The organism is Pseudofrankia saprophytica (assembly GCF_000235425.2).
GTDB classification, from domain to species: domain Bacteria; phylum Actinomycetota; class Actinomycetes; order Frankiales; family Frankiaceae; genus Pseudofrankia; species Pseudofrankia saprophytica.
The window spans coordinates 5,687,055-5,713,777 of sequence record NZ_KI912266.1 but is presented as its reverse complement, the minus strand read 5'-3'; the positions used below and the strand labels follow the sequence as shown (position 1 = coordinate 5,713,777).

At 69.5% G+C, this 26,723-nt stretch carries 28 protein-coding genes and 1 pseudogene; 23 read left to right on the top strand and 6 right to left on the bottom strand.

Features of this window, described 5'->3' with window-relative positions; all coding sequences use genetic code 11:
- Nucleotides 1–6 precede the first annotated feature (6 nt).
- The 3 genes from FRCN3DRAFT_RS0224075 to FRCN3DRAFT_RS54250 all read left to right on the top strand — a co-directional run bounded on the left by FRCN3DRAFT_RS0224075 (nucleotide 7) and on the right by FRCN3DRAFT_RS54250 (nucleotide 2,887).
- A complete protein-coding gene (locus FRCN3DRAFT_RS0224075; RefSeq protein ID WP_007510938.1) occupies nucleotides 7–1,230 on the top strand; it encodes an amidohydrolase family protein in 1,224 nt (407 codons plus the stop codon).
- A 132-nt stretch (nucleotides 1,231–1,362) separates the two neighbouring features.
- Entirely contained in the window at nucleotides 1,363–2,673 is a 1,311-nt protein-coding gene (locus tag FRCN3DRAFT_RS0224070) for an ABC transporter substrate-binding protein (RefSeq protein WP_007510940.1), read from the top strand.
- A gap of 70 nt (nucleotides 2,674–2,743) precedes the next feature.
- Complete coding sequence (locus FRCN3DRAFT_RS54250) at nucleotides 2,744–2,887, top strand: hypothetical protein (RefSeq protein ID WP_157845252.1); 144 nt, start codon at nucleotides 2,744–2,746, stop codon at nucleotides 2,885–2,887.
- Between the two features lie 96 nt (nucleotides 2,888–2,983).
- Here the strand turns inward: FRCN3DRAFT_RS54250 and FRCN3DRAFT_RS0224060 are convergent, their stop codons facing one another.
- Nucleotides 2,984–3,673, bottom strand: coding sequence for a TetR/AcrR family transcriptional regulator (locus FRCN3DRAFT_RS0224060; protein WP_007510942.1), 690 nt, complete (start codon nucleotides 3,671–3,673; stop codon nucleotides 2,984–2,986).
- A 122-nt stretch (nucleotides 3,674–3,795) separates the two neighbouring features.
- On the opposite strand from FRCN3DRAFT_RS0224060, the gene FRCN3DRAFT_RS0224055 reads away from it, so the two are divergent.
- The gene (locus FRCN3DRAFT_RS0224055; RefSeq protein ID WP_007510943.1) at nucleotides 3,796–5,523 is read left to right on the top strand and encodes an N-acyl-D-amino-acid deacylase family protein; all 1,728 of its coding nucleotides are present in this window, start codon (nucleotides 3,796–3,798) and stop codon (nucleotides 5,521–5,523) included.
- 55 nt (nucleotides 5,524–5,578) lie between these two features.
- Complete coding sequence (locus FRCN3DRAFT_RS0224050) at nucleotides 5,579–6,796, top strand: amidohydrolase family protein (protein ID WP_007510945.1); 1,218 nt, start codon at nucleotides 5,579–5,581, stop codon at nucleotides 6,794–6,796.
- 132 nt (nucleotides 6,797–6,928) lie between these two features.
- Here the strand turns inward: FRCN3DRAFT_RS0224050 and FRCN3DRAFT_RS57870 are convergent, their stop codons facing one another.
- From FRCN3DRAFT_RS57870 to FRCN3DRAFT_RS55270, 3 genes are all read right to left on the bottom strand, one after another.
- Complete coding sequence (locus FRCN3DRAFT_RS57870) at nucleotides 6,929–7,105, bottom strand: fibronectin type III-like domain-contianing protein (RefSeq protein WP_425343351.1); 177 nt, start codon at nucleotides 7,103–7,105, stop codon at nucleotides 6,929–6,931.
- Nucleotides 7,106–7,224: 119 nt separating this feature from the next.
- A complete protein-coding gene (locus FRCN3DRAFT_RS55275) occupies nucleotides 7,225–7,536 on the bottom strand; it encodes a hypothetical protein (RefSeq protein ID WP_007510947.1) in 312 nt (103 codons plus the stop codon).
- Nucleotides 7,537–7,731: 195 nt separating this feature from the next.
- Nucleotides 7,732–8,040 (bottom strand): hypothetical protein, encoded by a 309-nt coding sequence (locus FRCN3DRAFT_RS55270; protein ID WP_198536028.1) that lies wholly within the window; start codon nucleotides 8,038–8,040, stop codon nucleotides 7,732–7,734.
- Nucleotides 8,041–8,166: 126 nt separating this feature from the next.
- Between FRCN3DRAFT_RS55270 and FRCN3DRAFT_RS58240 the strand changes: the two genes are divergently transcribed.
- From FRCN3DRAFT_RS58240 to FRCN3DRAFT_RS0223950, 18 genes are all read left to right on the top strand, one after another.
- Entirely contained in the window at nucleotides 8,167–8,598 is a 432-nt protein-coding gene (locus tag FRCN3DRAFT_RS58240; RefSeq protein ID WP_198536027.1) for an AAA family ATPase, read from the top strand.
- The gene (locus tag FRCN3DRAFT_RS45955) at nucleotides 8,595–9,020 is read left to right on the top strand and encodes a cupin domain-containing protein (protein ID WP_157845251.1); all 426 of its coding nucleotides are present in this window, start codon (nucleotides 8,595–8,597) and stop codon (nucleotides 9,018–9,020) included. Before FRCN3DRAFT_RS58240 ends, FRCN3DRAFT_RS45955 begins: the two co-directional genes overlap by 4 nt.
- Nucleotides 9,021–9,078: 58 nt before the next feature.
- Nucleotides 9,079–9,972, top strand: coding sequence for a DODA-type extradiol aromatic ring-opening family dioxygenase (locus FRCN3DRAFT_RS0224025; protein WP_007510951.1), 894 nt, complete (start codon nucleotides 9,079–9,081; stop codon nucleotides 9,970–9,972).
- Nucleotides 9,959–10,261, top strand: coding sequence for a hypothetical protein (locus FRCN3DRAFT_RS0224020; protein ID WP_007510953.1), 303 nt, complete (start codon nucleotides 9,959–9,961; stop codon nucleotides 10,259–10,261). Before FRCN3DRAFT_RS0224025 ends, FRCN3DRAFT_RS0224020 begins: the two co-directional genes overlap by 14 nt.
- A 160-nt stretch (nucleotides 10,262–10,421) precedes the next feature.
- A complete protein-coding gene (locus FRCN3DRAFT_RS0224015) occupies nucleotides 10,422–11,636 on the top strand; it encodes an ABC transporter substrate-binding protein (protein WP_007510955.1) in 1,215 nt (404 codons plus the stop codon).
- 14 nt (nucleotides 11,637–11,650) lie between these two features.
- Entirely contained in the window at nucleotides 11,651–12,523 is an 873-nt protein-coding gene (locus FRCN3DRAFT_RS0224010) for a branched-chain amino acid ABC transporter permease (protein WP_007510957.1), read from the top strand.
- The gene (locus FRCN3DRAFT_RS0224005; protein WP_027140882.1) at nucleotides 12,520–15,192 is read left to right on the top strand and encodes an ATP-binding cassette domain-containing protein; all 2,673 of its coding nucleotides are present in this window, start codon (nucleotides 12,520–12,522) and stop codon (nucleotides 15,190–15,192) included. The genes FRCN3DRAFT_RS0224010 and FRCN3DRAFT_RS0224005 overlap by 4 nt, the downstream gene beginning before the upstream one ends.
- On the top strand, nucleotides 15,185–16,360 hold the full coding sequence (locus tag FRCN3DRAFT_RS49780; protein ID WP_007513324.1) for an aromatic ring-hydroxylating oxygenase subunit alpha: 1,176 nt from the start codon (nucleotides 15,185–15,187) through the stop codon (nucleotides 16,358–16,360). Before FRCN3DRAFT_RS0224005 ends, FRCN3DRAFT_RS49780 begins: the two co-directional genes overlap by 8 nt.
- Complete coding sequence (locus tag FRCN3DRAFT_RS0223995; RefSeq protein WP_007513323.1) at nucleotides 16,357–16,902, top strand: Uma2 family endonuclease; 546 nt, start codon at nucleotides 16,357–16,359, stop codon at nucleotides 16,900–16,902. The genes FRCN3DRAFT_RS49780 and FRCN3DRAFT_RS0223995 overlap by 4 nt, the downstream gene beginning before the upstream one ends.
- Complete coding sequence (locus FRCN3DRAFT_RS0223990) at nucleotides 16,899–17,903, top strand: PDR/VanB family oxidoreductase (RefSeq protein ID WP_007513321.1); 1,005 nt, start codon at nucleotides 16,899–16,901, stop codon at nucleotides 17,901–17,903. The genes FRCN3DRAFT_RS0223995 and FRCN3DRAFT_RS0223990 overlap by 4 nt, the downstream gene beginning before the upstream one ends.
- Nucleotides 17,904–18,015: 112 nt before the next feature.
- Nucleotides 18,016–18,996, top strand: a complete 981-nt coding sequence (locus FRCN3DRAFT_RS45945) for an ornithine cyclodeaminase family protein (protein ID WP_007513319.1) — start codon at nucleotides 18,016–18,018, stop codon at nucleotides 18,994–18,996.
- Entirely contained in the window at nucleotides 18,993–20,435 is a 1,443-nt protein-coding gene (locus FRCN3DRAFT_RS0223980) for an NAD-dependent succinate-semialdehyde dehydrogenase (RefSeq protein ID WP_007513317.1), read from the top strand. The genes FRCN3DRAFT_RS45945 and FRCN3DRAFT_RS0223980 overlap by 4 nt, the downstream gene beginning before the upstream one ends.
- 47 nt (nucleotides 20,436–20,482) lie before the next feature.
- Nucleotides 20,483–20,818 (top strand): carboxymuconolactone decarboxylase family protein, encoded by a 336-nt coding sequence (locus FRCN3DRAFT_RS0223975; protein ID WP_027140879.1) that lies wholly within the window; start codon nucleotides 20,483–20,485, stop codon nucleotides 20,816–20,818.
- On the top strand, nucleotides 20,815–21,624 hold the full coding sequence (locus FRCN3DRAFT_RS45940; protein WP_007513310.1) for an alpha/beta fold hydrolase: 810 nt from the start codon (nucleotides 20,815–20,817) through the stop codon (nucleotides 21,622–21,624). The genes FRCN3DRAFT_RS0223975 and FRCN3DRAFT_RS45940 overlap by 4 nt, the downstream gene beginning before the upstream one ends.
- Before the next feature lie 28 nt (nucleotides 21,625–21,652).
- Entirely contained in the window at nucleotides 21,653–22,678 is a 1,026-nt protein-coding gene (locus FRCN3DRAFT_RS0223965) for a dihydrodipicolinate synthase family protein (RefSeq protein WP_007513309.1), read from the top strand.
- 101 nt (nucleotides 22,679–22,779) lie between these two features.
- Entirely contained in the window at nucleotides 22,780–23,520 is a 741-nt protein-coding gene (locus tag FRCN3DRAFT_RS0223960) for a GntR family transcriptional regulator (protein WP_007513307.1), read from the top strand.
- A gap of 5 nt (nucleotides 23,521–23,525) precedes the next feature.
- Nucleotides 23,526–24,326, top strand: coding sequence for an SDR family NAD(P)-dependent oxidoreductase (locus FRCN3DRAFT_RS0223955; protein WP_007513305.1), 801 nt, complete (start codon nucleotides 23,526–23,528; stop codon nucleotides 24,324–24,326).
- 52 nt (nucleotides 24,327–24,378) lie between these two features.
- The gene (locus FRCN3DRAFT_RS0223950) at nucleotides 24,379–25,122 is read left to right on the top strand and encodes an SDR family oxidoreductase (RefSeq protein ID WP_007513304.1); all 744 of its coding nucleotides are present in this window, start codon (nucleotides 24,379–24,381) and stop codon (nucleotides 25,120–25,122) included.
- Nucleotides 25,123–25,198: 76 nt separating this feature from the next.
- On the opposite strand, the gene FRCN3DRAFT_RS0223945 is transcribed toward FRCN3DRAFT_RS0223950, so the two are convergent.
- Both FRCN3DRAFT_RS0223945 and FRCN3DRAFT_RS56410 read right to left on the bottom strand, forming a co-directional pair.
- Nucleotides 25,199–25,690, bottom strand: a complete 492-nt coding sequence (locus tag FRCN3DRAFT_RS0223945) for a MarR family winged helix-turn-helix transcriptional regulator (protein ID WP_007513301.1) — start codon at nucleotides 25,688–25,690, stop codon at nucleotides 25,199–25,201.
- A 9-nt stretch (nucleotides 25,691–25,699) separates the two neighbouring features.
- A pseudogene (locus FRCN3DRAFT_RS56410) lies at nucleotides 25,700–26,275 on the bottom strand (recombinase family protein); the annotation flags it as partial.
- Between the last annotated feature and the right edge of the window lie 448 nt (nucleotides 26,276–26,723).

The following is a 26,723-nucleotide window of genomic DNA, read 5'->3' as shown; positions in this document are numbered from 1 at the left end:
AACCTGATGGCAGACAACGACGCCGGTCCGTTAGAAAACGTGTTCGACGCGGACAACCACTACTGGGAGTCGAGTGACGCGTTCACCCGGCACCGCGACCCCGCGTTCGCGGATCGGGGCCTGCGGGTCATCGAGGTGGACGGCGCGCTGCGGTACTTCGTCGGCGACCGGCCGCATCCGATCCTGCCAGGCCCGGGGGACGCCCATCCGCGGCCCCGGCCCGGCGCCCTGTACGACTACTTCAGCGGCCGTTCCGACAAGGGCTCGGTCGGCGCGGAGCTGGCCTGCGAGGCGCCCGCCGAGCATCCCGAGTGGTTCGACCGGGACGCCCGGCTGGCCTGCATGGACGCCCAGGGCGTCCAGGCGGCGTGGATGTTCCCATCGCACGCCGTCTGCCTCGAGGGGCCGATGCAGCCCGACATCGAGGCGTCGCTGGAGGTCCTGAGAGCCTTCAACCGCTGGCTCGACGAGGACTGGGGGTTCGCCTACCAGAACCGGATCTTCGGCGTGCCGTACCTCTCGCTCTCAGACGTCGACGGCGCAATCGCGGAACTGGACTGGTGCCTGGACCGCGGCGCCCGCGTGGTGAGCATCCGCAATGGGCCGGCGTTCACCCCGGACGGCACGCGGTCGCCCGCCGACCTGATGTTCGACCGGTTCTGGGCGCGCGTCCAGGACGCCGGCGTCGTCGTCGCGCCGCACGCCGGTTTCGACGACGGTTACCGCGAGGTCGAGGCGGCGGTGGCGCGGGCATGGGGCTACGGCGCCGCCCAGCGTCAGGGCGACACGAACGCGATCACGCTGAGCGAGCCGTTCGTGACCATGCTGATGAAGCACCGGCTCGTCCAGGACTTCGCGGCCGCCCTCGTGGCCCACGGCCTGTTCGACCGGTTCCCGGGCGTGCGCGTCGCCTACATCGAGAACGGCGGAACCTGGGTCGGGTCACTGCTGCACGGCCTCGAACTGCTCGCGGCCCAGAACCCTGGCATGTTCACGACCTCTCCGGTCGACCAGTTCGTCGAGCACTGCTGGGTCGCCCCGTTCGTCGAGGACAGCGTCGAGGACCTGGCCACGCACCTGCCGGTCGAGCGGATCCTCTTCGGCTCGGACTGGCCGCACGCCGAAGGACTCGGCGCGCCGAAGGACTTCCTGGCCGGACTGACCGGGTTCACGCCCGAAGCCCAACGCCGGATCATGGTCGACAACGCCCGGGAACTGACCTTCGGCTGACGCCGGCGCCGGGCGCCGGCGACCTGCGCCAAACCTCAGCTCGTTCCTCGCCGAAATGGAGGAAGGAGCTGATTCCTTCTGCCCTTTCGTCTCGCCATCCTCCTCACCGCGACTGAAAGAGATGGGTAGAGCATGCACAGGACAGAGATCTCTCCCGGCCGGGCTGCCCGTGCGCGGTCATGGCGACGGCCGGCGGCCACACGCTGGGGTGCCGTCGCGTTGGCCACCGGACTGCTCGCCGTACTCACTGCCTGCGGCGGCGACAGCGGCGGCGCGGGCGCCTCCTCGGGAGGAACGCCGAGCGCGGACGGCCTCCTGGGGCCGTCCGACCTGGCGAAAGGCACCCCGGTGCGGATCGGGTTGATCTCGGACGACAAGGGCCCCGTCTCGGACCTGTCCATCGAGGCCGCCGTGGCCAAAGCCACCGTCGGCTTCCTGAATGACCACAAGGGCGGTCTCGCCGGCCACCCGATCGAGCTGGTCACCTGTAAGGCGCTGGCCGACCCGGCCATGGGCACGGACTGCGGGAACCAGATGGTCGAGAACAATGTCGCCTCCGTCCTCGTCGGCACCTCCTCGGTCGTGGAGAGCATCTGGCAGCCGCTACACGAGGCGCACATGCCGACGTGGCTCAGCTACGGGTCCGGAGACATGGTGAAGAACGCCGACACGACGTTCTCCCTCACCGACCTCGCGTACCCGGTCAAGGCCGTGATCCAGCAGGCCAAGGACAAGGGCGCGACCAAGGTCACCGCCGTCACGATCGACGTTCCCGCCGCGATGGGCGTCTGGCGGAACTCCGCGCCAGCGATGTTCAGGTCGGCCGGCCTCGAACTGGCGGTCGTCCCGGTTCCCCCGGGCACAGCCGACATGACACCGCAGATCCAGGGCATGATCTCGCGCGGCGATCCGGGGGTCGTGCACGTCGTGGGTAACGACGCGTTCTGCATCAGCGCCTTCAACGGGCTGCGCGCCGTCGCATTCACCGGCACGGTTGTCCCGCACCCCAACTGCATGTCGGACAAGACCCGGACGGCGGTGCCGGGAAGTTTCCTGAAGGGGCTGGTTGTGCCAGGGGTGGCCCCCGTCGGCGTGGACAGCCCGTCGACGCGTCTTTACAAGGCCGTCGTCGCCGCCTACGGCAACAAGGACATCGACATCGACAGAGTCGCCGGTCTCTCGATGTTCACCCAGGTCACCGCCTTCCAACTGGCGACAGAGAGCATCTCCGGCGACGTCACGCCCGAGTCCATCGTCGCCGCGATCCGGGCAATGCCGGAGCAGGACCTGCCAGGTGCGGGCGGCCTGCGGTTCCGGTGCAACGGCAAGGCCATCCCGAGCGAGCCCGCGGTCTGCGTCCGCGGCTGGCTCACCACCACCCTCGACGACAAGGGGCAGCCGACCGACTACGTGCCCGTCGGCGTCACTCCGATCGAGAACTGATCCCGGCCGGCGGCGGCGCCAAGGCGCCGCCGCCGCGTCCAGGTAGGACGCCGGGCCGGTTGTCCACCCGATGACCTCGATCGGCGCCGCGGCTGTCGGCGCGACGCTCTCCGAATACCTGGCCGTCATCTCCCGAGAAAGTACGTCCGCAGAGGCACACCGGTCGGTCATGGCATTCCTGCAGAGAGTGATCGGCGCCGCGAAGTCCGGCTGACCAGGGCGACAGCGTCTCGACGTTCCGGGATCGCCCGTCATGACAAGGGCGGCCAGGAAACGGTGGGAGTGGATCCCGAGCGCTCGCCTGGGCCAGCTAACGGTGCACGGACCGGGGTGGCCTGGCCGGAATGGTGGGCTCGTCCCGGGGCGGCGCGAGGGCGGATGTGATCCATGCCTGGCAGGCTTGCCGCGCCTGGCCTTTTTCGGTCAGGTGGGCGTCGGTGAGGAAGGTCGCGGCCACGCCGCGGACCAGTCCCTGAAGCAGGATCGCCCCGGTCCTGGGGTCGAGGTCTGTCCTGATCGAGCCGTCGCGCTGGCCTTGTTCGATCAGTCCGGCCCAGCCTTCGCGGCTGCGCGTGTCGGCTTCGAGCATGCCCTCGACCGATGCCTCCGCGGGGAAGGTGGCTCCCCACATGACGATCAGGGCTCGGTCGTTGCTGCTGGGGTCCTCGAACCGCTTCAGATAGGTGTCGACCGTCGCCCGGACGAGGTCGAGGCCGGGGAGGTCCTCGACATGGCGTCCGCCTCGTTCGACGGCGGCCCAGGCCGCGTCGTCGATCTGGTTCTGTGCTCTGCGGGCGAGTCGGGCGACGAGGCCGTCCTTCGACCCGAAGTGATGGGTCGTTAGGCCGCGGCTTGCCCCGGCCCGCTGTCCGATGCGAGCGAGGGAGGCGCCTTCGATGCCACGCTCGGCCACCAGGGCGGCGGCCGCGTCGAGCAGGGCATCCTCGGACTCGGCGCGTCGTTCGACCTGAGTCCGACGGCGGGGAGCGGCGGGATCCATGACGGCAGAGTACTTTCTTGCTCCCTGGCTATCTACTTGTTGAGCGACCAGCAAGTAGGTACGGTGCCTTGCGAGGACACGGGTGTCCGAGCGGTGTTCCGGCGACGGGAGGAAGCGGACCGATGGCCTTATACGACATCGTGATCAAGGGTGGCACCGTCATCGACGGGCTCAGGACGCCGCGCTACAAGGCCGATGTGGCGATCAAGGACGGCAGGATCGTCCAGATCGGGCGCGTCGACGCCTCCGATGGCGCCGAGGTGGTCGACGCCACCGGCAAGATCGTCGCCCCGGGCTTCGTCGACATCCACACCCACTACGACAGCCAGGTCTTCTGGGACCCGTGGTGCACCATGTCGGGCTGGCACGGGGTCACCACGGTGCTGCTCGGCAACTGTGGCTTCGGGTTCGCGCCCTGCAAGCCCGAGGACCAGGACCGCACGATGCTCAGCCTGTCCCGCAACGAGGCGGTGCCGATCAAGACGATGCGGGCCGGCATGCCCTGGGACTGGGTCACCTACCCCGAGTTCCTCGACAGCCTCGACCGGACACCCAAGGGCGTCAACGTGATGTCGCTGGTGCCGCTGGCACCGCTGTACACCTACGTGGTCGGTGTCGATCAGGCCAAGAAGAACAGGGCGTCCGACGAGGAACTGGACAGGATGTGCCAGCTCCTGCTCGAGGGGATGGAGGCCGGCGGCTGCGGGTGGAGCTCGCAGATCGCGGGTGACCTGTTCAACGTCCAGCTCGACTACGACGGCTCGCCGATGGTCACGGACATGATGACCGAACGGGAGATCACGGCGTTCTCGCGGGCACTGCGCAGGATCGGCCGGGGCACCACGCAGATCACCGGGCAGCTCGAGACAGCGGCGCTGATCGCCCGCGAGAGCGGCCGCCCCATCATCTGGAACGCCTTGGCGCCCACCGGGTCCGTCAACCAGCACGGCGAGTCGCAGTTCCCCCACCTGGCGACCATCGACCGCCTCGACGAACTGAACGAGAAGGAAGGCCTGCGCGTCTTCGCGTCGGCCCAGATCGTGCGCTTCCAGTCCGAGATCGTCCTCGAGAACTACAACCTCATGGACATCTTCCCCGCCTGGAAGGACGCCGGACTCGGCACGCTCGAGGAGAAGATCGCCAAGTTCTCCGACCCGGAACGCCGACCGGCTCTGCGCGCCGCGATCGACGAGCTGGGCGGTGGTTTCGGTGCCGCCGGCTACCCGCTCGCCGAGATCACGGTGAACTGGATCACCAGTGACGCCAAGGACGCCCTGGCGCTCAAGGAGCGCTACGAGGGGTTCACCATCGGCGAGATCGCGACCCGCGAGGGCAAGCACCTGGCCGACGCCCTGCTCGACATCGCGGTCGCCGGCGATCTCAACGTGGGATTCGGCACGACGATGATCGACATGGACGCCACGGCGGTCAAGGAGGTCGCGTCGTGCTCCGTGGCGTTGCCCGGCATCAGCGACGGCGGCGCGCACACCAAGTTCGTCACCACGGCCCGTTTCGCCACCGAGCTGATCGGCCACTGGGTCCGCGAGCACGAGATCATGTCCCTCGAGGAGGCGCACTGGCGCCTTTCCGCCTACCCGGCGATGGCCATCGGGCTGCGCGATCGGGGCTCGATCGCCGAGGGAAAGCCTGCGGACATCATCGTCTACGACCCCGACACGGTTGGCGCGCTGCCGCAGGAGCGGCTGTTCGACTACCCGGCCGGCGAGTGGCGGCTCGTCCAGAAGGCCGTCGGTTACGACCGGATCATCGTGAACGGCAGGACGACCTTCATCGACGGGATCTGCACGGACGAGACTCCCGGCAAGCTGCTGCGGCACGGCACGGCATAGCGACCGCGGTATGGCGACGAGGACGAGGCCACACAGCGATGACCGAGGAGACAACATGACCGAGACCGGGACGGCAATCCCCAGGCTCTTCGATGCGGACAACCACTACTGGGAGACGAGCGACGCGTTCACGCGTCACCGCGATCCGAAGTTCGCGGACCGCGGGGTCCAGATCAAGGAGGTCGACGGGGTACTCCGTTACCTGGTCGACGGCGTGCAGACCGAGTGGCTTCCCGGCCCGGCCGACGTGCACCCACGTCCGCGCCCGGGCGCGTTCCTGGACTACTTCCAGGGCGGCACCAGCCGAGACGCCTTCGAGTCCGGGTTCACCGAGCAGCCGTCGGACCATCCGGACTGGTACGAACGCGACGCCCGCCTCAGGGTGATGGACGGTCAGGGCGTCGAGGCAACCTGGCTGTTCCCGTCGCAGGGCGTGGTGATCGAGCCGCTGTTACACACTGACATCGAGGCGGCCGTCGAGTGCTACCGCGCCTTCAACCGGTGGCTGCAGGAGCAGTGGGGGTTCGCCTACCAGGACCGCATCTTCGGCGTGCCTTTCATCACCATGTGCGATCCGGACGAGACACTGCGCGAGTTGACATGGTGCCTCGACCACGGCGCCCGGGTGGTGAACATCCGCCACGGCGCCGCCTTCACCCGTGACGGCAACCGGTCACCGGCCGACCCGATGTTCGACCGCTTCTGGCACCTCGCCGCGGAGGCGGGCGTCGTGGTCGCCACCCACGACGGCTCCGACGAGACGTACACACCAGTGCACGAGCTGATGGACGAGGTCTGGGGCGAGGCGCACATGGGCGGGATCGCGCCGGGCGACACCGAGCACCTCGGCCAGTCCTCGACCTTCTCGGGGCTCACCAAGCACCGGATCGTCCACGACTTCGCCTACGTCCTCGTCGCCCACCGGCTCTTCGAGCGATTCCCGACGCTGAAGTTCGCCTTCATCGAGAACGGCGGAGCCTGGGTACCGTCGCTCCTGCTCGCCCTCGACTACCTGGCCCACGGCGGGGGCTTCAAAACCAGCCCACGCGACCAGTTCATCGAGCACTGCTGGGTCGCGCCCTTCGTCGAGGAGAACGTCCCCGACCTCGCCCGCTTCCTGCCGGTCGAACGCATCCTCTTCGGCTCCGACTGGCCCCACGGCGAAGGCTTCCCCGCACCGAAGGACTTCCTCACCAACGTCGCCGACTTCACCCCCGCCGAACAGCGCCGCATCATGTATGACAACGCCAGGGAACTCACCTTCCCCCGCTGAGGTACTCCCGATCGAGAGGCGCATCGTCCGGCCCCGTCTCTGTGGCTGCCCCGGGGCTCGTGACTCGACGGGAGGGCGAGATCTTCTGCTTGTCGCGGCAGCCTTGTAGCGAGCAGGCGGGCGGCGACTGGATCAAGGGAGAACCTTGAGTTCGACCGAATGCGTGTCGGCGGCGTTCGGTCCTACCATCACATCCACGGTTCCGGCCCCGACGGTGTGCTCCATCCTGCTGTCCCAGATCCCCAGCTGCGCCGGCCCGATGACGAACCTGACGGTGGCGCTCTGCCCGGCCTCGAGGCGAACCCGCAGGAAGTCGTCGTGGGTCTGTTGTACGGGGTCTCCGACCAGGTAGTTGACGACGTTGGCGGCGATCCTCGGACGCTTCTTCTGCGCCGCGGAGTCAGCTACTACTGGTGACTAGTCAAACATCAATCTTGGTCCAAGAGTGCGGGCGCTGTGTCTCTCCCAGGCACGCCAGCGTGGCTTGGAGAGGTGTGGGCGGCTGTCGCGGGCACTGGTCCGGGGTACAGCGCCGGCCCGAGCCACCGCCGGAGGTACCCGCGGAGCTCGTCGCGGGAGCGAGGTCGCTCCAGCGGAGCGATGACCATGGACTGGATGATCCGGAGCAGGAACTCGACGAGTTCGTCGAGCGTCTGGTCGTCGTAGCCGAGGGCGGCCCAGTCGACGCGGGTGTCCACGACGATCATCCGGCAGCGCGCGATGGCGGTCGACGTCAACATCTGGCGGCTGAAGAGCTCCGCTCGTCCGCTGGACCGCCACCTCATGGCGCAGCACCAGCAGTTCTGCCGTCCTAGCCGCGTCGCTGCGCGTCAGCAGCACGAGCCAGCCGAACACTCGCACCATGATCAGATAGATGAGCCGCACCGCCACGAGACACGATCATCCACTAAGGCGCGTGGTAGCGGAGCCGCAGGTCAGCGGCCCGGAATCGAGCTCTGGCACGGTACAAGGTCCAGTGGCGGCTGACCAGGTCTCGGTGCCAGCGCAGCACGGTTGCGGGGTGACGAGGAACGCCGACCAGCGCGACCGGGGGAGAAGCTGAGCAGCGTGGCCAACAGAATCCGATCGGCTTGGGTGTATCGCGGCCGGGCGACCTGACGGTGTAGCACTGCCAACTGATGGCGCAGGGCGGCGATCTCGACGTCCTTCTCCTCGGGCCGACCGCCGAATCCGGCCGCGCTGAGCAGTCTGCGCATCAGCGGGAACACCACCGTCGACACCATGACTCACCATGATCTCCGACGGCTGTCCGCCCAGCTCAGGGCCCCTGACCGTCGATTTGCACCCCACACGGCTGGCGACGCCGATCCGCGGCGCTGTTCAGTGAAGAATTCCTGCTGGCGCGACCCTTGCTGGAAGCAATCCTGGCCGCGGAGCCGCTAGTATTTCTGATCGACGAGATTGACCGAGTGGAGGTCGAGACCGAGGCTCTGCTGTTGGAGGTCCTGTCGCACTTTCAGGTCACCATTCCCGAGCTCGGCACGATGCGGGCCCGCAGCCAGCCACAGGTGTTCCTGACATCCAACGGCACCCGCGAGCTCTCCGACGCGCTGCGACGTCGTTGCCTCTTTCTTCCGGTCAACTACCCCGACACCGCGCGAGAATCCGAGATCCTCTTACCTGACCACACTGGCGATCACGTCGTCTCGCGAGAAATTGCATCTGCGGTAGGGGTCGCATGCCCGGCCGTTGCTCCAACCCAATTACCGCGGACGTGCTCTTGCCAACCGGCGGCGGCTATGGGAGCCTGCCGGACCTCATCGCAGGAGGAGCACACGTGACGGATCGCAGAGATACCCCTGTGCGGCATATCGATCGCGACGCCTTCGTGGCCCGCGCCGCCGACGAACGTCTTTCGCTGCCGCTGCTCGATCGGGCCACCGGCGCCGACCGCGTCTCAGCAAGTCTTATTCGCACGCCGACGGGTGGAGGCTCCCCAGAAGGGCTCCACACGCACGCGTTCGAGCAGATCTTCTACGTCCTCGAAGGCCTGATGCACCTGGAGATCGACGAAGAGCGCCACGTCGCTGGCCCAGGGAGTCTGGTCGTCTTCCCGGAGGGCGTCCCGCACCGCAACTGGGCTCCGGAGGGGCCCACCCTCCACCTGTCGATCAACGTACCGCCTCCCGCGGAAGGAGTTCCGGTGGCCGTACCGGTGGCGGCGCCGGTGGAGCGTAAGGGCTGGCTGAGGCCCTCGTCGTGACCCTTGACACTCCATCCGAAGTGGATACAGTTGTCACTACCGAGGTCGAGGAGGACCCATGAGCGACGTGGTTGCGGCGGTGGCGACGGTGCACGCACCGTTCATCACCGGTCTGCCGCAGCTCGCCCCGGACGATCAGCGGACCGCGGTCTACGACGGGTTCGCTCGCCTGCGCGAACGCCTCACGGCAGCCCGCCCCGACGTTCTGGTCGTGCTGTCGAGCGAACACATCACGAACATTCTGTCGACGAACGTCCCTCCCTTCGTCGTCGGGATCGGCAGCACGCACGCCTGTATCCCGGAGTTCAATCTTCCCGACGCAAAGATCCCCGGGGCGCCGGACTTCGCGCGCGCGTTCGTCCACTTCGCCTATGAGAACGACTTCGACGTCGCGCACTCGAGCGAGCTCGTTCTCGACCACGGTGTCGGGCTGCCGCTGCATCTCCTCCGCCCTGAGAACGACGTGCCGGTGGTTCCCGTGCTGCAGAACACGATCTGGTCGCCCATGCACACAGCCAGACGTGCCTATGACTTCGGCGTCCTGCTCCGCGCCTTCATCGAGCAGGACCCCGCCGGTCGGCGCGTCGCTCTCGTTGCCGCCGGAGGCATCTCACACTGGGTTGGCAACGCGCGGCACGGTGATCTGAACGTCGAGTTCGACGAGTGGTTCATCGGGCATCTGCGGGCCGGAGATCTCGAGGCGCTCCGGACGATGAGCCAGGAACAGATCGACGAGGGCGGGGACGGCGCCAACGAGATCCGGAGCTGGATCTCGGTCGCGGCGGCGATGTCCGACTGCCGAGTCGAGTCGATCGTCGAGGAAAGTTTCATTCCCGGCTGGAACGTCGGGGGGTACCAGGTCGCGTGGGACGTGGCCGGGCCGCGCGAGGCGAAAGCAAGACCGACTAGTCAGGTGCGGCCGGCCGGAGGTGAGTTCGATGGCGGTCACTGAGATCGAACGGCTGATCCGCGATCGCCACCGCTCTCCCGACCCGGTTCGCCTCGCCCCGTTGCGGGACAAATTCCTGGACGGCTATCGCCTTGAGGCCGAGGAGCGCGCGGCCATCCTGGCGAAGGACTACGCATGGCTACATCGCCACGGTGTGCATCCGATGGCGGTGCTTTTTCTCAGTCAGGACAACCGCGAGCCGATGGCCTCCTACCTCGCGGCCATCGGCGCCGGGTCCGAGCGCGTCGACCAGCTTGGCTCGCTGTTCTCGAAGGCCACGTCGAAGCGATAGCCACGGCCGGGCCGGCAGCGGCCGCCGACACCAACACCGCATTCAGCAGCGATACCGAACTCGGCGGACCACCGTGATCGACGGGTGGTCCGCGGTGGCAGCCCGTCCGACATCGGCCGCACCGATGGCGCCGGTCCACGCAGAGCCCTGGAGGCACCTCATGAAAGCAAGATTCGCCGACGCCGTCGGCCGTCGGCCTGGTCGCGTACGTCGGCTGGGCACGCTGGCGGCGGCGCCGGTCGCCGCCGCGGTGTGCCTGGCGGCCTGCTCGAACGGGGGTGGCGACTCCGGCGCGGCGGCGGGCGGCGGCGGCGACTCCTGGGTCATCGGCGGGATCGTCGACCAGACGGGCTCGGCGGCGAACGCCGGCGCGGCGTCGAAATTAGCGTTCCAGTTATGGGTCGACAAGTTCAACGCCGAGGGCGGCGCCGGTGGGCGCAAGCTCGAGGTCAAGTACTGCGACTCGAAGAGCACGCCGGCCGGCGGGGCGCAGTGCGCCGCACAGGTCGGCTCGGTCAACTCCCATGTCGTCGTCCTGATGACCGGTCTTCCTGCCGCGCAGAGCGCGCAGACGCGGCTGGCGAACCAGGTGTCGCTGTCGATCATCCCGGTGATGCTGCCCAAGGGCGGCAGCAAGTCCTTCCAGGTCGTCCCCCTGTTCGGCACCGTCGTGCAGCCCATGATCGCGATGGCGAAGTCGAACAACATCGGAACGCTCGGTGTGATCTACACGAGCGACAGCTCGGGCACCGCACAGCTCGCGGCGATCAAGGCCGCTGCCGCGAGCGCTGGTCTCTCCGTGGTCGCGTCTCCGATGGAGCCCACCGCGACGGACGTGACCCCGCAGCTCGTGCAGCTACGGTCCCAGGGCGCCGGTCTCGTCTTCTCCGCGACGCTGGGCAGCCCGACCAACGTGGTCCTGTCCTCGGCGGGGACCCTCGGCCTCACGCTCCCCGTGGTCGTCGGCAACGGCAACGTGACCAACAACTTCCTGCGGTCCCTCTCGGGCGGGGTCCCGAAGAACCTCTTCGGCATCGCCACCATGGCGAAGGGCTCGGCGTTCCCGCCCGCGGTGACGAAGGAATGGACCAGCTTCCAGGCCGACTACCAGCAGGCGATCGGTAAGCCGGTCGACTCCGTCGGCTCCTCGTTCGCCTACGCGAGCTGCCTGATGAAGGCGGCGATCGACGACACGAAGGCCAGCTCGGCCGACGCCATCCAGAAGTACCTGCTGAGCAAGACCACGACCTGCCTCGGGTCGCCGCTGACCTTCTCGAATCCCGCCCTGAACGTCGCGTCCGGCGTGCCGACGCAGGTGGTCAAGGCGACCGACGAGGCCGGTGGCAGCTGGGTCCCCGTGGGCGAGAACTTCTAAGGGCCGGATCGACCATGACTCTGGCGCTTCAAACCCTGTTCTCGTCGCTGGCCAACGGGTCGCTGTTCGTGCTCATGGGCGCGGGCATCGTCCTGTGCTACCGCAGCTCCCGGGTCGTGAACCTGGCCCACGGCGAGAGCTTCGCCGTGGCCGGGCTGGTCATCGCGAAGCTCGTGGCCGCCGGTCTGGCCCTGGCGCTGGCCGGCGTGATCGGGCTCGCCGCGGCGGTCGCGCTGGCCCTGTTCCTCGAACGGGTGATCCTCCGTCCCCGCCTGGACTGGCAGCCGGGGCGGCTCATCATCGTGGCCCTCGGCTTCGCGGTACTCGTCGAAGGGGTGCTCAACGTCGCCTTCGGCGCGGACGCACGCAACTTCCCGGCCATGCTCACGGGTTCGCCGATCCGGATGCAGGGGGCGGCGATCAGTCGCCAGGCCGTTCTCGCGGTCGGGGTCGCCGTCGTCGTGCCGCTCGCGCTGGCCGCGTTCTTCCGCTGGACGACCACCGGGAAGGCCATGACCGCAAGCGCCGAGTCGCCACGGGCCACGGAGCTGCTCGGGGTCAACACGGCGCGGCTGCGGCAGCTGTCCTTCGGCCTCGCCGGCGCGATCGGGGCGCTCAGCGCCCTGCTCATCGTCCCGGCCACCGGAATCAGCTACAACAGCGGGCTCGCCGTCACGCTCAACGGGTTCGTCGCGGCCGCCTTCGCGAACATGACCAGCGTGACGCGGGTGCTCTGGGGAGGCCTCGCTCTCGGGCTCGTCCAGGGCATCGTCGGGGCGTACTGGAATCCGCTGTACCAGGTGCCGGTCGTCCTCGGGGGCGTCCTGCTCGCCGGCGTCGTCCTGCTCAGCCGGGGCGTCCGATTCGGTGGGGTCAGCCGCGCATGACCACACCAGCGGTCCACACCGGCCCGTCCGGCGCGACGGGCACACCGCTGCGCAGGGCGCAGCGCGCCGACGGCCGAGACCGGCTGCGGCAGCTCGCGACGCATCGGGGCGCCGCGTTCGCCGTCGCCGTCCTCGCCTTCTTCAGCCCCTGGTACGGCCTGACGGGTCTCAACCTGACCCTCATGACCCTGGTCTGCATCTACGGCATCGCCGCGACCGGGCTGAACCTGATGCTCGGCTACGGGGGCATGCTGTCCCTCGGCGGCGCCATCTTCATGGGCGTCGGCGCCTACACCACGGCGATCGCGCACCTCACCTTCGGGTGGCCGGTCCTGGCGGCCGCCGGCCTGGGCGTCGTCTTCTGCGCGCTGGCCGCGCTGCTGCTCGGACTCCTGCTCGTGCGTCTTTCCGGGCACTACTTCGGGGTCGCCACGCTCGGCCTGTCGTTCGCGTTCAGCTCCCTGCTTCTCGCACTGCCTGGGACGGGTGGCGGGACCGGCTTCGTCTCGCTGCCCGAACTCGACCTCGGGGTGACCCGGCTGTCCACCGCGACCGACTGGTACGTCGCCTCGGTCGTCCTGGTGGCCGTCGTGCTGCTCGCGATGAGCTGGACCGTAGCGGGCAAGCGGGGCCGGCTCTTCCGCCTCGTCCGGAACGACGAGCTGGCCGCGTCCGTGCTCGGGGTGCCCGTGGCGCGGACCAAGGTGCTGCTGTTCACCATCGGCGGCACCTTCACCGGCATCAGCGGGGTGCTGCTGTTCACCTCGCAGGGCCTGGTCAGCCCGGACAGCGTGTCGGTGGTGACGTCCGTGCAGCTGACGATGCTGGTGGTCATCGGGGGTACGGGACTTCGCCTGGCCGGCGTCGTCGGCGCCTTCGTCATCTACTGGCTCCAGTCCGGGCTCGGCGGCTTCGGCGACTACGAGCTGCTCGTGTACGGCGTCGTCCTGCTCGGTGTCGTGCTGTACCTGCCGACCGGGGTGGAGGGCGCCGCGATCGCGGGGTGGCGCCGCCTCGTCCGGGACCGCGCGCACACCCGGGTCGCCGCGCGCGAGAGCGCGCTGCCGACGGTCGCGCGGACCGCGGACACCGCTCCCCGGCACGCCGGCGACCTCCTGGTCCGCAACGCCCACCGCAGCTTCGGCTCGGTCGTGGCCCTCGACGACGTCAGCGTCGACGTGCGCGCCGGGGCGGTGACCGCGGTCATCGGCGCCAACGGCGCCGGAAAGAGCACCCTGGTGAACGTCATCTCGGGCATCGAGCGGCTCGACCGCGGGACGATCACCCTCGGACCGGACGACATCGCGCAGGTCGGACCGGCGGGACGCACCCGCCGGGGGATCATCCGCACGTTCCAGGTGCCCCGCCTGGTCGGCGACCTGTCCGCGCTCGACAACATCGTCGTCGGCCCCGAGGCGTCGCACCGGCCGCTGCTGCGCAGGAGCCCGCGCGGCGAGCGGGACGGCCGAGCGCGGGCCGCGGCGACGCTGGCCAGCCTCTCGCTCGACCATCTCGCGCTCCGGCCCGCGGCCACGCTGTCGACGGGCGAGCGCAAGTACGTCGAGCTCGCCCGCGCGGTCTTCTCCTCCGCCTCGGTCCTCCTGCTGGACGAGCCGGCGGTCGGGCTGTCGGCGCCGGAGGTGGAGGCGCTGCGTACCTGGCTCGAACAGCTCCGCTCGGCCGGTGCCGCGATCCTGGTGATCGACCACAACCTCGACTTCATCAGGGACATCGCCGACCACGTGTACGCGATGGAGAACGGGCGGGTGACGTGGAGCGGCCGGGCGGCCGACCTCGCGACCCCCGACCGTCGTCCCGCCGCCGTGGCCGCCGGCGGGCGCGCCCCGCGGCCGGGCACGGCGCCGACGGTGACGCGGCCGCGGGCGGCAACGGCAACGGCAGCGGCGACCGCGGCCGGGGCCACTGGGAACGAGGCGAGATCCGGCCGCGGCGCCGAGCTGACGGTGCGGGGCCTCAGCGCCGGATACGGGCAGATCACCGTGATCCGCGAGGTGACCGTCACCGCGCGTGCCGGGGAGGTGCTGGGGGTCATCGGCCCGAACGGGGCGGGCAAGTCGACGCTGCTGTCCGCGATCGCCGGGGCCAACCGCACCGCCCGGGGCCGGATCGCGCTGGACGGTGCGAGCATCGAGCGACTGCCGAGCCACCGGCGCCTCGGGGCGGGGCTCGCCCTGGTTCCCGAGGGACGGCAGGTCATCGGCTCCCTCAGCGTCGAGGCCAATCTCGCCATCACCGAGGTCGGCAGCGGCCGCGCCCGGACGGACGAGCCCTTCGAGGTCCGACGCGCCCGCGTCTACGAGCTGTTCCCGCGCCTGGCCGAGCGGGCGGCCGTCCCTGGCGCGGTCCTGTCCGGCGGCGAGCAGCAGATGCTCGCGATCGGCCGCGCCCTGATGACCTCACCCGACGTCCTGCTGCTCGACGAACCGAGCCAGGGCCTGTCGCCAGCCATGGTCGACGTCCTCACCGACGCGTTGGCGCAGCTCAGGGGAACGATGACCCTGCTCGTCGTCGAGCAGAACAGGACAGTGCTCGACCGGCTCGCCGACCGGACCGTGCGCATGACGTCCGGCGCCCTGGTCACCGGTGAAACCGTCGGGGCCGACGCAATGCCCGCCATCGGCACGGCAGAAAGGACCCCTCATGACTGACAACATGTCGGCGGCGATCGAGAAGCTCGGTGGCCGCCGGGTCGTCGACAACCGTGTGTACACCGACCAGCGGACCTACGACCGCGAGGTCGAGCGCATCTTCCTGCGGTCCTGGCTGTTCGTCGCGCACGAGTCCGAGATCGCCAACACCGGCGACTTCGTCACCACCACCCTGTTCGGCAATCCGCTGCTCATCACCCGCGACCGGGAGAACAAGGTCCATGCCTTCCTGAACGTGTGCCGGCACCGGGGAAGCATGCTCGTCGACGAGGCGCGCGGGCACTGTTCGGCCTTCCGTTGCCCCTACCACTTCTGGGTCTACTCGCTGACGGGCGACCTGGTCGGCATCTCGCAGGAGGCGGCGTACGACGGGACCGGCTTCGAGAAGGAGAACTACCCGCTCATCGAGGTCGACTGCTCCATCGAGCTCGGGCTGGTCTTCGTCAACCTGTCCAAGGAGCACGGGACGCTGCGTGCGTGGCTGGGCGAGGAGCTCCTCGAGACGATGGCGAAGCCACTCGGTCTGGCCGAGTTCGCGGTCATCAACAGCAACCCGCCCCAGCCGATACCGGTGAACTGGAAGGTCGTGACGGAGAACGGCCGCGACGGGTACCACGTGCCCTTCGTCCACCCGTTCCTGCGCAAGGCCAGCCCGCCGGGGCCCTACCGGCTCTTCGCGAACGGCCACGCGGTGCAGCAGCTCGGGGCGGACCCGGCCGGCTTCGACCCCGCCGACTGGGAGTACGTCGCGACGAACCCCTTCCCGGGGCTGGAGGTCGGCGACGGCTGGATCGTCAACCTGTTCCCGGACACGATGATCATGCTGCGCTGGAACATGATCTCGATCGATTTCCTTCGCGTCCTGTCGCCGACGGAGTCGGTGATGGAGAACCGCACGCTGGGACTGGCGTCCGACGACGACGACGTGCGTGAGGTGCGACGCCGCAACCAGCGCTACTGGTTCGCCAATCCCATCGAGGAAGAGGACGCGCCGGTCTTCCTGAAGCAGCAGGCCGGCGTCTCCGCCCCGCTCCTGCGCTTCAGCGTGATCGCCCGCGGAGCCGACGCGACGACCGGCACACGCGGCGACGACAACCGGCTGCGTCAGTTCTGGGACGCCTGGCGCGACATGATGGGACTCGACGAGAACTCGGGTGACGGGCTATGACGCTCGATCGGCCCGACGACCTGTTCCGAGGCGAGACCGGGCGCTACGAGCTGATAGACGGCGCGCCGTTCGTGCGCGCCGAGCCGACGCCGTTGCTGATGCGGGCCATCAACCAGATCGCCGACGCCCTCACCGACGCGCTGCGCACGACGTCGAGTCTCGTCGTCGCCGTCTTCCGCCCGTTCGATCTCGATGCCCGCAACCATGTGGTCCCGGCGATCTCCCTCGTCCGCGACGGCGCGCCTGTTCCGGAGACGGTCATCGAACTGCGGGTCGAGTCCACCGCCCGGTTCGCGCTGGGACCCAAGCGGCTGCTCTACGGACGCGCGGGCATCGCCGAGTACTGCTTCGCCGACCCGCAGGCGGGGCGGATGCGCGTCATGCGGCCCGCGCCGGCCCGCCACGACTACGCGTGGCCGGCCCGCGACCTGCTCCCGGGCGAGTCCTACGAGCCGCTGTGCTGCCCCGGCGTGGCCGTGCCCGTCGACGTCCTGTTGCCTGACTATCTGCGCCGGAGCCCGGTGGGGAGCGTGGCCGCATGACCACGAACACCGCCCCTGCGACCACGAACGCCGTCCCCGCGACCGTCCAGCGGCTCGTGGTCAGGGTCGCCGACGTCACGCGGGTCAGCGCCGATGTCGTCCTGCTACGGCTCGTCGACCCGGCGGGGGCGCCGCTTGCCGAGTGGAGCGCCGGGGCGCACGTGGACGTGGTCCTTCCGTCGGGGCTGGTCCGCCAGTACTCGCTGTGTGGCCTGCCCGACGACCGCGACGGGTACACGATCGCCGTCCGCCGCGAGGCGCAGGGGCGGGGAGGCTCGCGGGAGATCCACGACAGTGTGGGAATCGGGTCCAGACTGACGGTGAGCGCGCCGCGCAACACCTTCGCTCTCGTCCCCGCGGCGCGATACGTGCTCGTCGCTGGCGGCATCGGCATCACCCCGATCCTGGCGATGTGCCGCGCCCTGCACCGCGCCGGCGCGCCCTGGACGCTGTACTACGGCGGGCGCAGCCGGCGGGCCATGGCGTTCGTCGACGAGCTTCGTGCCCTGGATCCCTCGCGGGTCCATGTCGTGCCCGAGGACGAGGCCGGACCGCTCGACCTGGCCGGGATCGCGCGCGGCCTCCGGCCCGGCACCGAGATCTACTGCTGTGGGCCCGAGGGCCTGCTCACCGCCCTCGAGGGCGCCGTGGCGACGCACCTGCCGGGCGGACGCGTACACACGGAGCGATTCAGCGCGGGCCGGCCTGTCGAGCCCGCTCATGTCGACGACGAGACGAGCTTCGACGTCGAGCTGCGGCGCAGTCGCATCACCGTCACCGTTCCGCCGGGCCGCACCGTCCTCGACGTCGTCGCCGAGGTCGTCCCGACGGTCGTCTCCTCGTGTGAGGAGGGCTTCTGCGGCACCTGCGAGACCCGCGTGCTCGACGGCGTCCCGCTCCACCGCGACGTGATCCTGAGCGACGAGGAGCGCGACCGCGGTGACCGTATGTACATCTGCGTCTCCAGAGCACGCTCACCGCGGCTCGTCCTGGATCTCTGAATCCCCAGGGATCTCCGAGCTCGAGGGGGGCAGCAGCGCCGCCGCCCGGCCGCCGGCCCGATACCGACCTGGACGAGAACGTCGTCCGGGCGCCTGATCCGAAAGCGAACCCATGCTGATACTCCGCCACGACGACGTCGCCTCGACCCTGACGATGGAACTGGCCATCGACGCGATGAGAGATGTCTTCTGTTTACAGTCGGAGGGCCTTGCCGACACGCCCCGGCGGCTGGACGTCCCCGCGGGCGGCGGATGGCTGCGGCTGATGCCCGTCGCTATCGGTGGGCTGAACACCTTCGGCTTCAAGGCGATGAACCTCGCTCCGCGGGTCGGGGTCCGGTACGCCATCTGGATCTATGACCTCCCGTCAGGGGAGCTGCGCGGCATCCTCGACGCTCGACTGATCACCGCCATGCGGACCGCCGCCAGCACGGCGGTCGCGACCGACCTGATGGCCCGCAAGAACGTCGACCGCCTGGCTGTCATCGGGACCGGCGCCGAGGCCCGGCACCATCTCGCCGCCATGCGCCTCGTCCGGCCGGCCAGCCAGGTGGCCGTCTACAGCCGGTCGAGCGCGAACCGCGCCGCGTTCGTCACGGACATGGCCGACCCGCTCGTCGACGAGCTGGTCGCCTGCTCCAGCGTCGAGGAGGCGGTGGACGGCGCCGATCTGGTCGTCCTCGCCACCAAGTCGCCGACTCCGGTGCTGGCCGCCTCGCACCTGCGGGCGGGCATGCACGTCAACTCGATCGGCGCGGCCCGTGGAGACCAGTACGAGCTCACCACCGACGCCTTCGCCCGTTTCGACGCGATCGTGTGCGACTCCGCCGTCCAGGTGTTCAGCGAGGCTGGCGACGCCATCGTGGCCCGTCGGGCTGACGAGGGGTTGTTCACCGCCGCGGCGAACCTGTCCGACGCCGTCGCGCGCCGAGTACGCGGTCGCAGCCACGACGACGACATCACGCTCTACAAGTCGGTCGGCCTGGCCACCCAGGACGTCGCGCTCGCGCATGCCGTCCTGGCCCGGGCCGAGCAGGCGGGCCTCGGCACGGACGCCGGAGATCTTCTCTCGCTCAAGGCGGTCGGCCGATGACTTCCACGACGGCTACGGCCCACCAGTTGCTGATCGGTGGCCGGTGGACCGCGGCATCGGAGGGAACGAGCTTCTCGGTGACCGATCCGGCCACCGAACGGGTGATCGCCGACGTCGCCTCGGCCGGCCCGGCGGACGCGCTGGCCGGGATCGACGCCGCGCAGCGCGCGGGCGCCGACTGGGCGGCCGTCAGCCCTCGCCAGCGGTCCGTCCTTCTGCGGCGTGTGTATTCGACGGTGATGGCCGAGGCCGACGAGCTGGCCGACCTCATCGTCGCCGAGAACGGCAAGGTGCGCGCCGACGCGCTGGCCGAGGTCCGGTACGCCGCGGAGTTCTTCCGCTGGTACGCCGAGGAGGCCGTGCGCAACTACGGGCAGCTGCTGTCCGCCCCGGACGGCGGCGCCGACATCGTCGTGCGGCACCAGCCGATCGGGACAGCCCTGCTCGTCACACCCTGGAACTTCCCGTTGGCGATGGCGACGCGCAAGATCGCGCCGGCGCTCGCGGCCGGCTGCGGCACGCTGCTGAAGCCAGCCGAGGAGACTCCGCTGACCGCCCTCGCCCTGGGACGGATCCTCGCGCGCTGCGACATCCCCGACGGGCTCGTGAACATCCTGCCCACGGCGGACCCCGGCCCGCTGGTGGAGGCGGTTCTGCGGGACCCGCGGGTGCGCAAGCTCAGCTTCACCGGCTCGACCGAGGTCGGGCGGCTGCTGCTGCGACAGGCGGCCGATCAGGTGATCAGCTGCTCCATGGAGCTGGGGGGCAACGCCCCGTTCCTCGTGCACGCCGACGCGGACGTCGCGGCCGCGGTCGACGGCGCCATGGTCGCCAAGATGCGCAACGGCGGCCAGGCCTGCACGGCGGCGAACCGGTTCTACGTGCACCGGCGGGTGGTGGCCGAGTTCACCGAACGGTTCGCCGAGCGGATGCGGTCGGTCTCGGTGGGGCCGGGCAGCCGCGCCGGCGTCGACCTCGGCCCCGTCATCAACCGTCGCGCACAGGTCTCGATGGGCACGACCGTCGCCTCGCTCACGCAGGCCGGCGCGCAGGTCGTGACCGGCGCCGCCGAACAGCGGCCCGGCTGGTTCTACGCCCCCACCGTCCTCGCCGACGTGCCGCCCGAGGCCGACGCGCTCCGCCACGAGATCTTCGGTCCGGTCGCGCCGGTCGTGACCTTCGACGACGCGGACGAGGCCGTCGCGCTCGCGAACGACACCGGGTACGGCCTGGCGGCCTACCTGTACACCCGTGATCTCCGGCTCGCCACGCACTGCTCCGAGGCGCTCGAGTTCGGCATGGTCGCCGTCAACCGCGGCCTGCTCTCCGATCCCGCCGCGCCCTTCGGCGGCATGAAGGGCAGCGGCCTCGGGCGGGAGGGCGGCCACGACGGGCTCCTGGAGTTCACCGAGACCAAGTACGTGAGCGTCGCGCGATGACCGCGCCACCGCGTACGCGCCCATCCACGGAGAGGACATCGAGTTCTGTGCCCACGACCGAACTGGGAAAGCTCGCCGCCGTGCTGCCGGACCTCGCCGACGGGTTCCGCCACCTCCGGCGCGAGGCCCTGAAGGCCGGCCCGCTCACCGACGAGACGATCGAGCTGATCGTGGTCGCCGGCCTGGCGGCCACACACCGGCGCGACGCGCTGCGCGTGCATATCACGCGCCTGCTGGACATGGGTGTCGAGCAGGCGGCCATCGCGCACGCTCTCGTCGCCTGTTTCGGCGCCGCGACGACCCTGACGGAGACCGTCGACGGGCTGGGCGTGCTGTCCGGGTGCGTGCGAGAGCACGGCGGGGCGCCGGAGTCCACGTCGTGACCGAGGTCGCGACGATGCTCCTCGCCCACGAGCGGCACGACGCCGGCTCCCGAGGCGACACCGGGGGCGACACCGTCCCGCTTCTCCTGCTGCACTCGCTCGCCCTCGACCGGCGCGTCTGGGACGGCCTGCTGCCCACGCTGCGCCGTCGCCGACCGGTCGTGACCGTCGACCTGCGCGGGCACGGGGCCTCGCCGCCGAGCCCGGACTTCACGATCGAGCAGATGGCCGACGACGTCGCCGCGACACTGGACGCGGCCGGGATCGGGCGGGTCGCCGTCGCGGGCCTCTCGCTGGGAGGGTCGGTGGCCCAGGCCTTCGCGAGCCGCGACGTCGACCGGACGGTTGCCCTGGCGCTCATCGACACCACCGCCTGGTACGGGCCCGACGCGCCGCAGCAGTGGGGGCAGAGGGCCGCCAAGGCGCACGCCTCCGGCATGCGATCACTGGCGGAGTTCCAGCTCGACCGTTGGTTCTCCGACGGTTTCCGGCAGGAGCACCCGCGGCTGTGCGAGGAGCTGCTGGACCGCTTCGCTCGCAATGACCTGCCGTCGTACGAGGCGACCTGCCGGGCGCTCGGCGCGTTCGACCTGCGCGACCGGGTCACCGAGATCAGCGCACCGACCCTGGTGATCGTCGGCAGCGACGACCCGGCGACGCCGCCGAGCCACGCACAGGACCTCTGCGAGCGGATTCCCGGCGCCTCACTGCATGTGCTGCGAGGCGCTCGCCACCTCACCCCCGTCGAGCGCCCCGAGGAGGTCGGTGGACTGCTCGAGACGTTCTTCACCTCCCACCACGCCTGACATCGGGCTCATCGAAAGGACAGCCACCATGGCGCAGTACACGAAGAGCACCGCCAAGGACTGGGCGCTCGACAACCTCAAGGGCGTCTGCAACGTCATCATGCCGAGCTTCCGGCAGGACCTCAGTGGCCTCAACGAGGCCGCGATCCGCCATGACGTGCGCCGGAACATGGAGCTCGGCTTCTCCGGCGGCCTGCTCGTCTCCGAGGCCGGCACCACCCTCGACGAGATGCGCCGGTTCATGGAGGTCGCCGTCGACGAGGCGGGCGGCCAGCACCAGATCCTGCTGCACGGCGCGTTCGACACCTCGCGGGACATCATCGCGATGTGCAAGGCGGCCGAGGACGCCGGTGTGGACGCCGTGCTGCTCGGACACCCGAACAGCTTCTATCCACGCACCGCCCAGGACATCATCGACTACACGAGCCACATCTGCGACGCCACCGAGCTCGGTGTCATCCTGTTCTGCGCCGTGCATTTCAACTTCCAGCGCGTGGACCCGAGCGGATATCCGCTGGACGCGATCGAACACCTCGTCGACAACGTGCCCAACGTCATCGGCGTCAAGTACGAGGTGGGTCGGCCCGGCGTCGTCGGAAACGCCGAGTGCTTCCGGCGCCTGGCCGGCAAGCCGGTGGTGGTCTCGGACCCGTTCGAGGCGAATGCGCCGGTGTGGACGGAGTTCTTCGACATGCAGTGGGTGGGCACGTCGAACTACGAATACTACGGAAACTCCGTGCCGCTGATGTTCGACCTCCTGAAGAAGGGGGATCGGGAGAGCGCGCTGGAGCTCTACTGGAAGATCCAGCCCGCGCGGGTCATGCGGGCGAACATCCAGGCCGAGCTCGGGGGTGCCAACTTCATTCACCGTTATCTTTGGAAGTACCAGGGCTGGCTCAACGGATACAACGGCGGCCCGCTGCGCCAGCCCGCGATGAAGCTGGCCGACGGCCAGATGCGCCGTGCTGCCGATGGGCTCATCAAGTCCGGCATCATCGACAGCCAGCCCGACGACCTCGGCGCGTATTTTCAGGGCCGGGTCACGGACCAGTGACAGGCGCGCCAGTACGATGAGCATGAAGTGCTGTACGTTGCCGCCGCCGGTATTCGCCGGCGGCGACGATACATGGCCGTCACGGCAGGCGGCGTCCGGGCATGCCCCGGGCGCGCCTGCCGGTGCCTGGCGGCGGCGACACGATCGAGGCGGTCGGCATGGCTGAGAACGGCGTGGTCCGTCGTCAGACCATGGCTGACGACATCTACCAGCTGGTGCGCGAGCAGGTGCTCGACGGCACGCTCGCCGTCGGTGTCGAGCTGAACCAGGTGCACCTCGCGCGCGAGCTCAACGTCAGCCGCGTACCGGTGCGCGAGGCGCTGCGGCGCCTGCAGGCCGAGCGGCTCATCGAGGGCACCCCGTTCCAGCGCTACGTCGTCACGGGGATCAGCCCCGACGCGCTGATGGAGCTGATCGACCTGCGGGAGCACCTTGAGGTGTTCGCCGTCCGCCGCCAGACCGACAGACTCTCGCGGGCCGGGTCCTCGGCCCTGTTCGCCGCGAACAGAAAGCTCGCCGCGGTCAAGGATCCCGAATCCTGGTTCCAGGGCGACATCGCGTTGCACACCCTGCTGAACGGCGCCGGGACCGAGGCCAGCCGCATCGTGCAGGACATCCGCGACCGCGTGCACCGTTACGTCAGATCGGTCGTCTCGAGTCCTGGTCGGCGGCAGGAGGCCTGCGCCGAACACCATCTGATCATCGAGGCGATGGCGGCGGGCGACGCCGACGAGGCAGAGCGGGTGCTACGGACCCATATCCGGCATACGCGCGACATGCTAGCGAGGCATTTCACGCCGCCCGCCGCCGGCCTCGGCGGCGGACCGAGCGAGGAGGCCTGAGCGAGGTGGACCTTCATCTGACCGGCCGCCGCGCGCTGGTCACCGGGGGCAGCGGTGGCATCGGAAAGGCCATCGCCCGACAACTCCTTTGGGAGGGCTGCGACGTAGCACTTCTCGCCCGGGGTTCCGAGCGGCTGGACGCGACGGTCCGAGAACTGTCCGGCCATGGAAAAGGGAACGTCGTGGCCGTCGTGGGTGACACCGAGGACGACGGCTCGGTCCGCGAGGCGGTCGATCGGGCCGTGGGCCTGCTCGGCGGCCTGGACATCCTGGTGAACTGTGCTGCGGCGCCGGGGGGCGCGGCACCGGTCAGGACGGTCGCGGAGCTGAGCGGTCCACGGTTCGCCTCAGCCATGAACGACAAGGTGTTCGGCTACGCCCGCTGCGCCCAGGCCTGCGCGCCCCGCTTCGTCGAGCAGCGCTGGGGTCGGATCATCAACATCGCGGGCCAGGCCGCCCGCACCACCGGTTCGCCCCTCACCAGCATGCGTAACGCCGCCGTCGTGGCTCTCACCAAGACGTTGGCCGACGAACTGGGACCGCACGGCGTCGGAGTCTTCGTCGTCAACCCGGGTGCTACCCGGACCGAACGCACCGCCCAGCTGGTACTCGACCGCGCACGGCGCGCCGGCGTCGAGCCCGATGAGATCGAGGCGCGTCTCGCCCGCGGGTCGGCGCTGGGGCGCATGGTCACCGCGCGGGAGGTGGCCGACGTGGTCACGTTCCTGGCGTCCGAACGGTCGATGGCGATGCACGGCGACGTCGTCGGTGCCGGCGGCGGCCTGCCCGGGACCATCCACTACTAGACCCGGCCGCTTTCACAGGCGGCCGTCGGCTTACGGAGGCGGGCTCGCTCGCATGACACTGTCCGTACTGGTGACCGGGGGAGCCTCCGGCATCGGAAAGGCCGTCGCTGACAGCTTTCTCGACGACGGCGCCGCTGTGACCATATTCGACAGGAGACGGTCGACCGATCCTCGCGTGAAATCGGTCCTGGGGGATGTCCGGGTCTACGAGGACAACGAAAGGGCGGTCGGGACCGCCGCCATCGACGGTAGGCTCGACGTTCTGATCGTGAATGCCGGAATCCATGATGGGGGACTGCGTCTCCTCGATACCCAACCGCATCATCTCGAGGAGACGTTCAGGCGTGTGATCGATGTCGACGTCGTCGGCTACCTGCTGGCCGCGCGTGCGGCGGCAGACTCTCTGATCGCTGCCTCAGGATGCGTCGTACTGACGTTGTCCGACGCCGCGTTCGACGTCAGGTCCAACAACGCCGGAATCGCGTACCTGACCGCCAAACATGCCTGCGTCGGTCTCGTGCATGGCCTGGCGCGTGACCTGGCGCCGGCTGTTCGGGTGAATGGTGTCGCTCCGAGCGGAGTACCGACATCCCTTGTCGCCGCGGACGGTGATCGCGACGAACGCCCCGCGATCACCGACGCCGCACGCCTTCGTAGCGCTGTCGCCTCCCGCACCCTTCTGAATCGGGCGATCGAACTCGAGGACGTCGTTTCCGCCTTCCGTTTCCTCTGCGGACCTGGGGCGGCATCGATCACCGGACAGATCCTCCGAACTGACGGTGGGCTCATTCCCTAGCCTTGAGCCCACCGGTCCTCGCGGGCGCGTCGCTGGTGATTGCTGGAAGGACCCGCGGTCGACGTGGTCAGACGACTCAGCCGGAGAATCTGTCGAGGTCGCTACCGTCAGGATCGACGGTGCGGGAGATGCGGCGCCCGATGTCGCCCAGCTGCCGCTGCTGCGCGCGGGTGAGGGGATCGAAGACCAGAGCGCGGACCGTCTCGACGTGCCCGGGAGCGGCCGCGGCGAGTTTCTCCCAGCCCGCGTCCGTCAGGGTTGCCAGGGTGCAGCGGCCGTCGGTGGGGTCCGGCGCGCGGCGGACCCAGCCCGCCTTCTCCAGCCGCCCGGCCACGTGGGAGAGCCGGGAGAGTGATCCGTTGGCGAAGACGGCCAGGGCGCTCATGCGCAGGGTGCGCTCGGGGGCCCCGGACAGCATCGCCAGCACCTGGTACTCGAAGTGGCTGATCCCGGCGTCCCGCTGGAGCTGGTCGTCGAGTGCGGCGGGAAGCCTGATCAGCACCCTGGCAAGGGTCAGCCAGGTCTGCATCTCCTCGTCGGTCAGCCAGCGCGGCTGCTGCGCGTCCACACCGTCAGCCTAGCTTGAAGCATCAACAAGGCAACGATCGGAAACTATTTGACAGGTCAAGCGACTCCGTCTAGGTTTTCGTTGAAACTTCAATAGACTGACGCCGTTGGACGTGGTCCGCAGGGGCGGGAAGGTCGCCAGCACCCTGGGCGCCGCCGCCGACGAACAGACCCTCGCCGCCGTCGGCCTGACCGGCACCAGCGTCATGGCCGCCCCCGTTCGTGAGCTTGTCGCTGAGCTCGCTTTGCCCTGCATGCGCCGGCCGCACTGCTGGTGGAACAGCAGGCTTCGAAGCGCGTAGGGATGCTGTGTTCGCGGCGTACCGATGCGTCCTGAGGCCGGGCCACGGGTGCTGAGGCGCTGCTGGGCGGCGAGGAAGGTGCTCTCGTCGATGATTGCCGGGTGCGCGGGGCGCTCCGACCAGACCCACTTGTCCTTCTCGTTCCACTTCAGCTTGGTTTCGTAGCCGAAGGCGACGTCCTCGACGTCGAGTAGCTCCTCATGCTTGCGCTGCTTGTTCCACACCTGGTGGCCGGTGTATCGACGGTTGGCCAAGATCGCCTGCACGGCACTCTTGCACCAGGCAACGCCCTCACGATGGGGGTTGCGGGTTCACCGACCCGTCCCGGGCGCTCTGTCTGAAGCTCGTCGGCACCCCGCACGCCGACCGGCCCCTGGCCGGCATGTGTGACTCCGCGCGCTGCCCGCAAGCCACCGGCTCCTGCGCGGCGAGATCCCGCTCGGCGGCCGCTGCGACATCACAACCCTGGCCGTCGAGTCCGGCGTCGACCGCACCGCCTTCCGCGGCACCCGGCCCTACGCCGATCTCCGCGCCGAGTTCGGACGGCGCCTACGGACCCTCCAGCAGGCTAGCGATCAGCCCGACCCGCGCGACGCGCAGATCACCCGCCTCAAGACCGAGATCACCGGGCTGAAGAACCGTGTGGTCGAGTCAACCAGCACGATCAACGAACTCACCGAGTTCCAGACCCAGGCCCTCGCGCGACTCGCCGCTCAACATGACGAGATCATC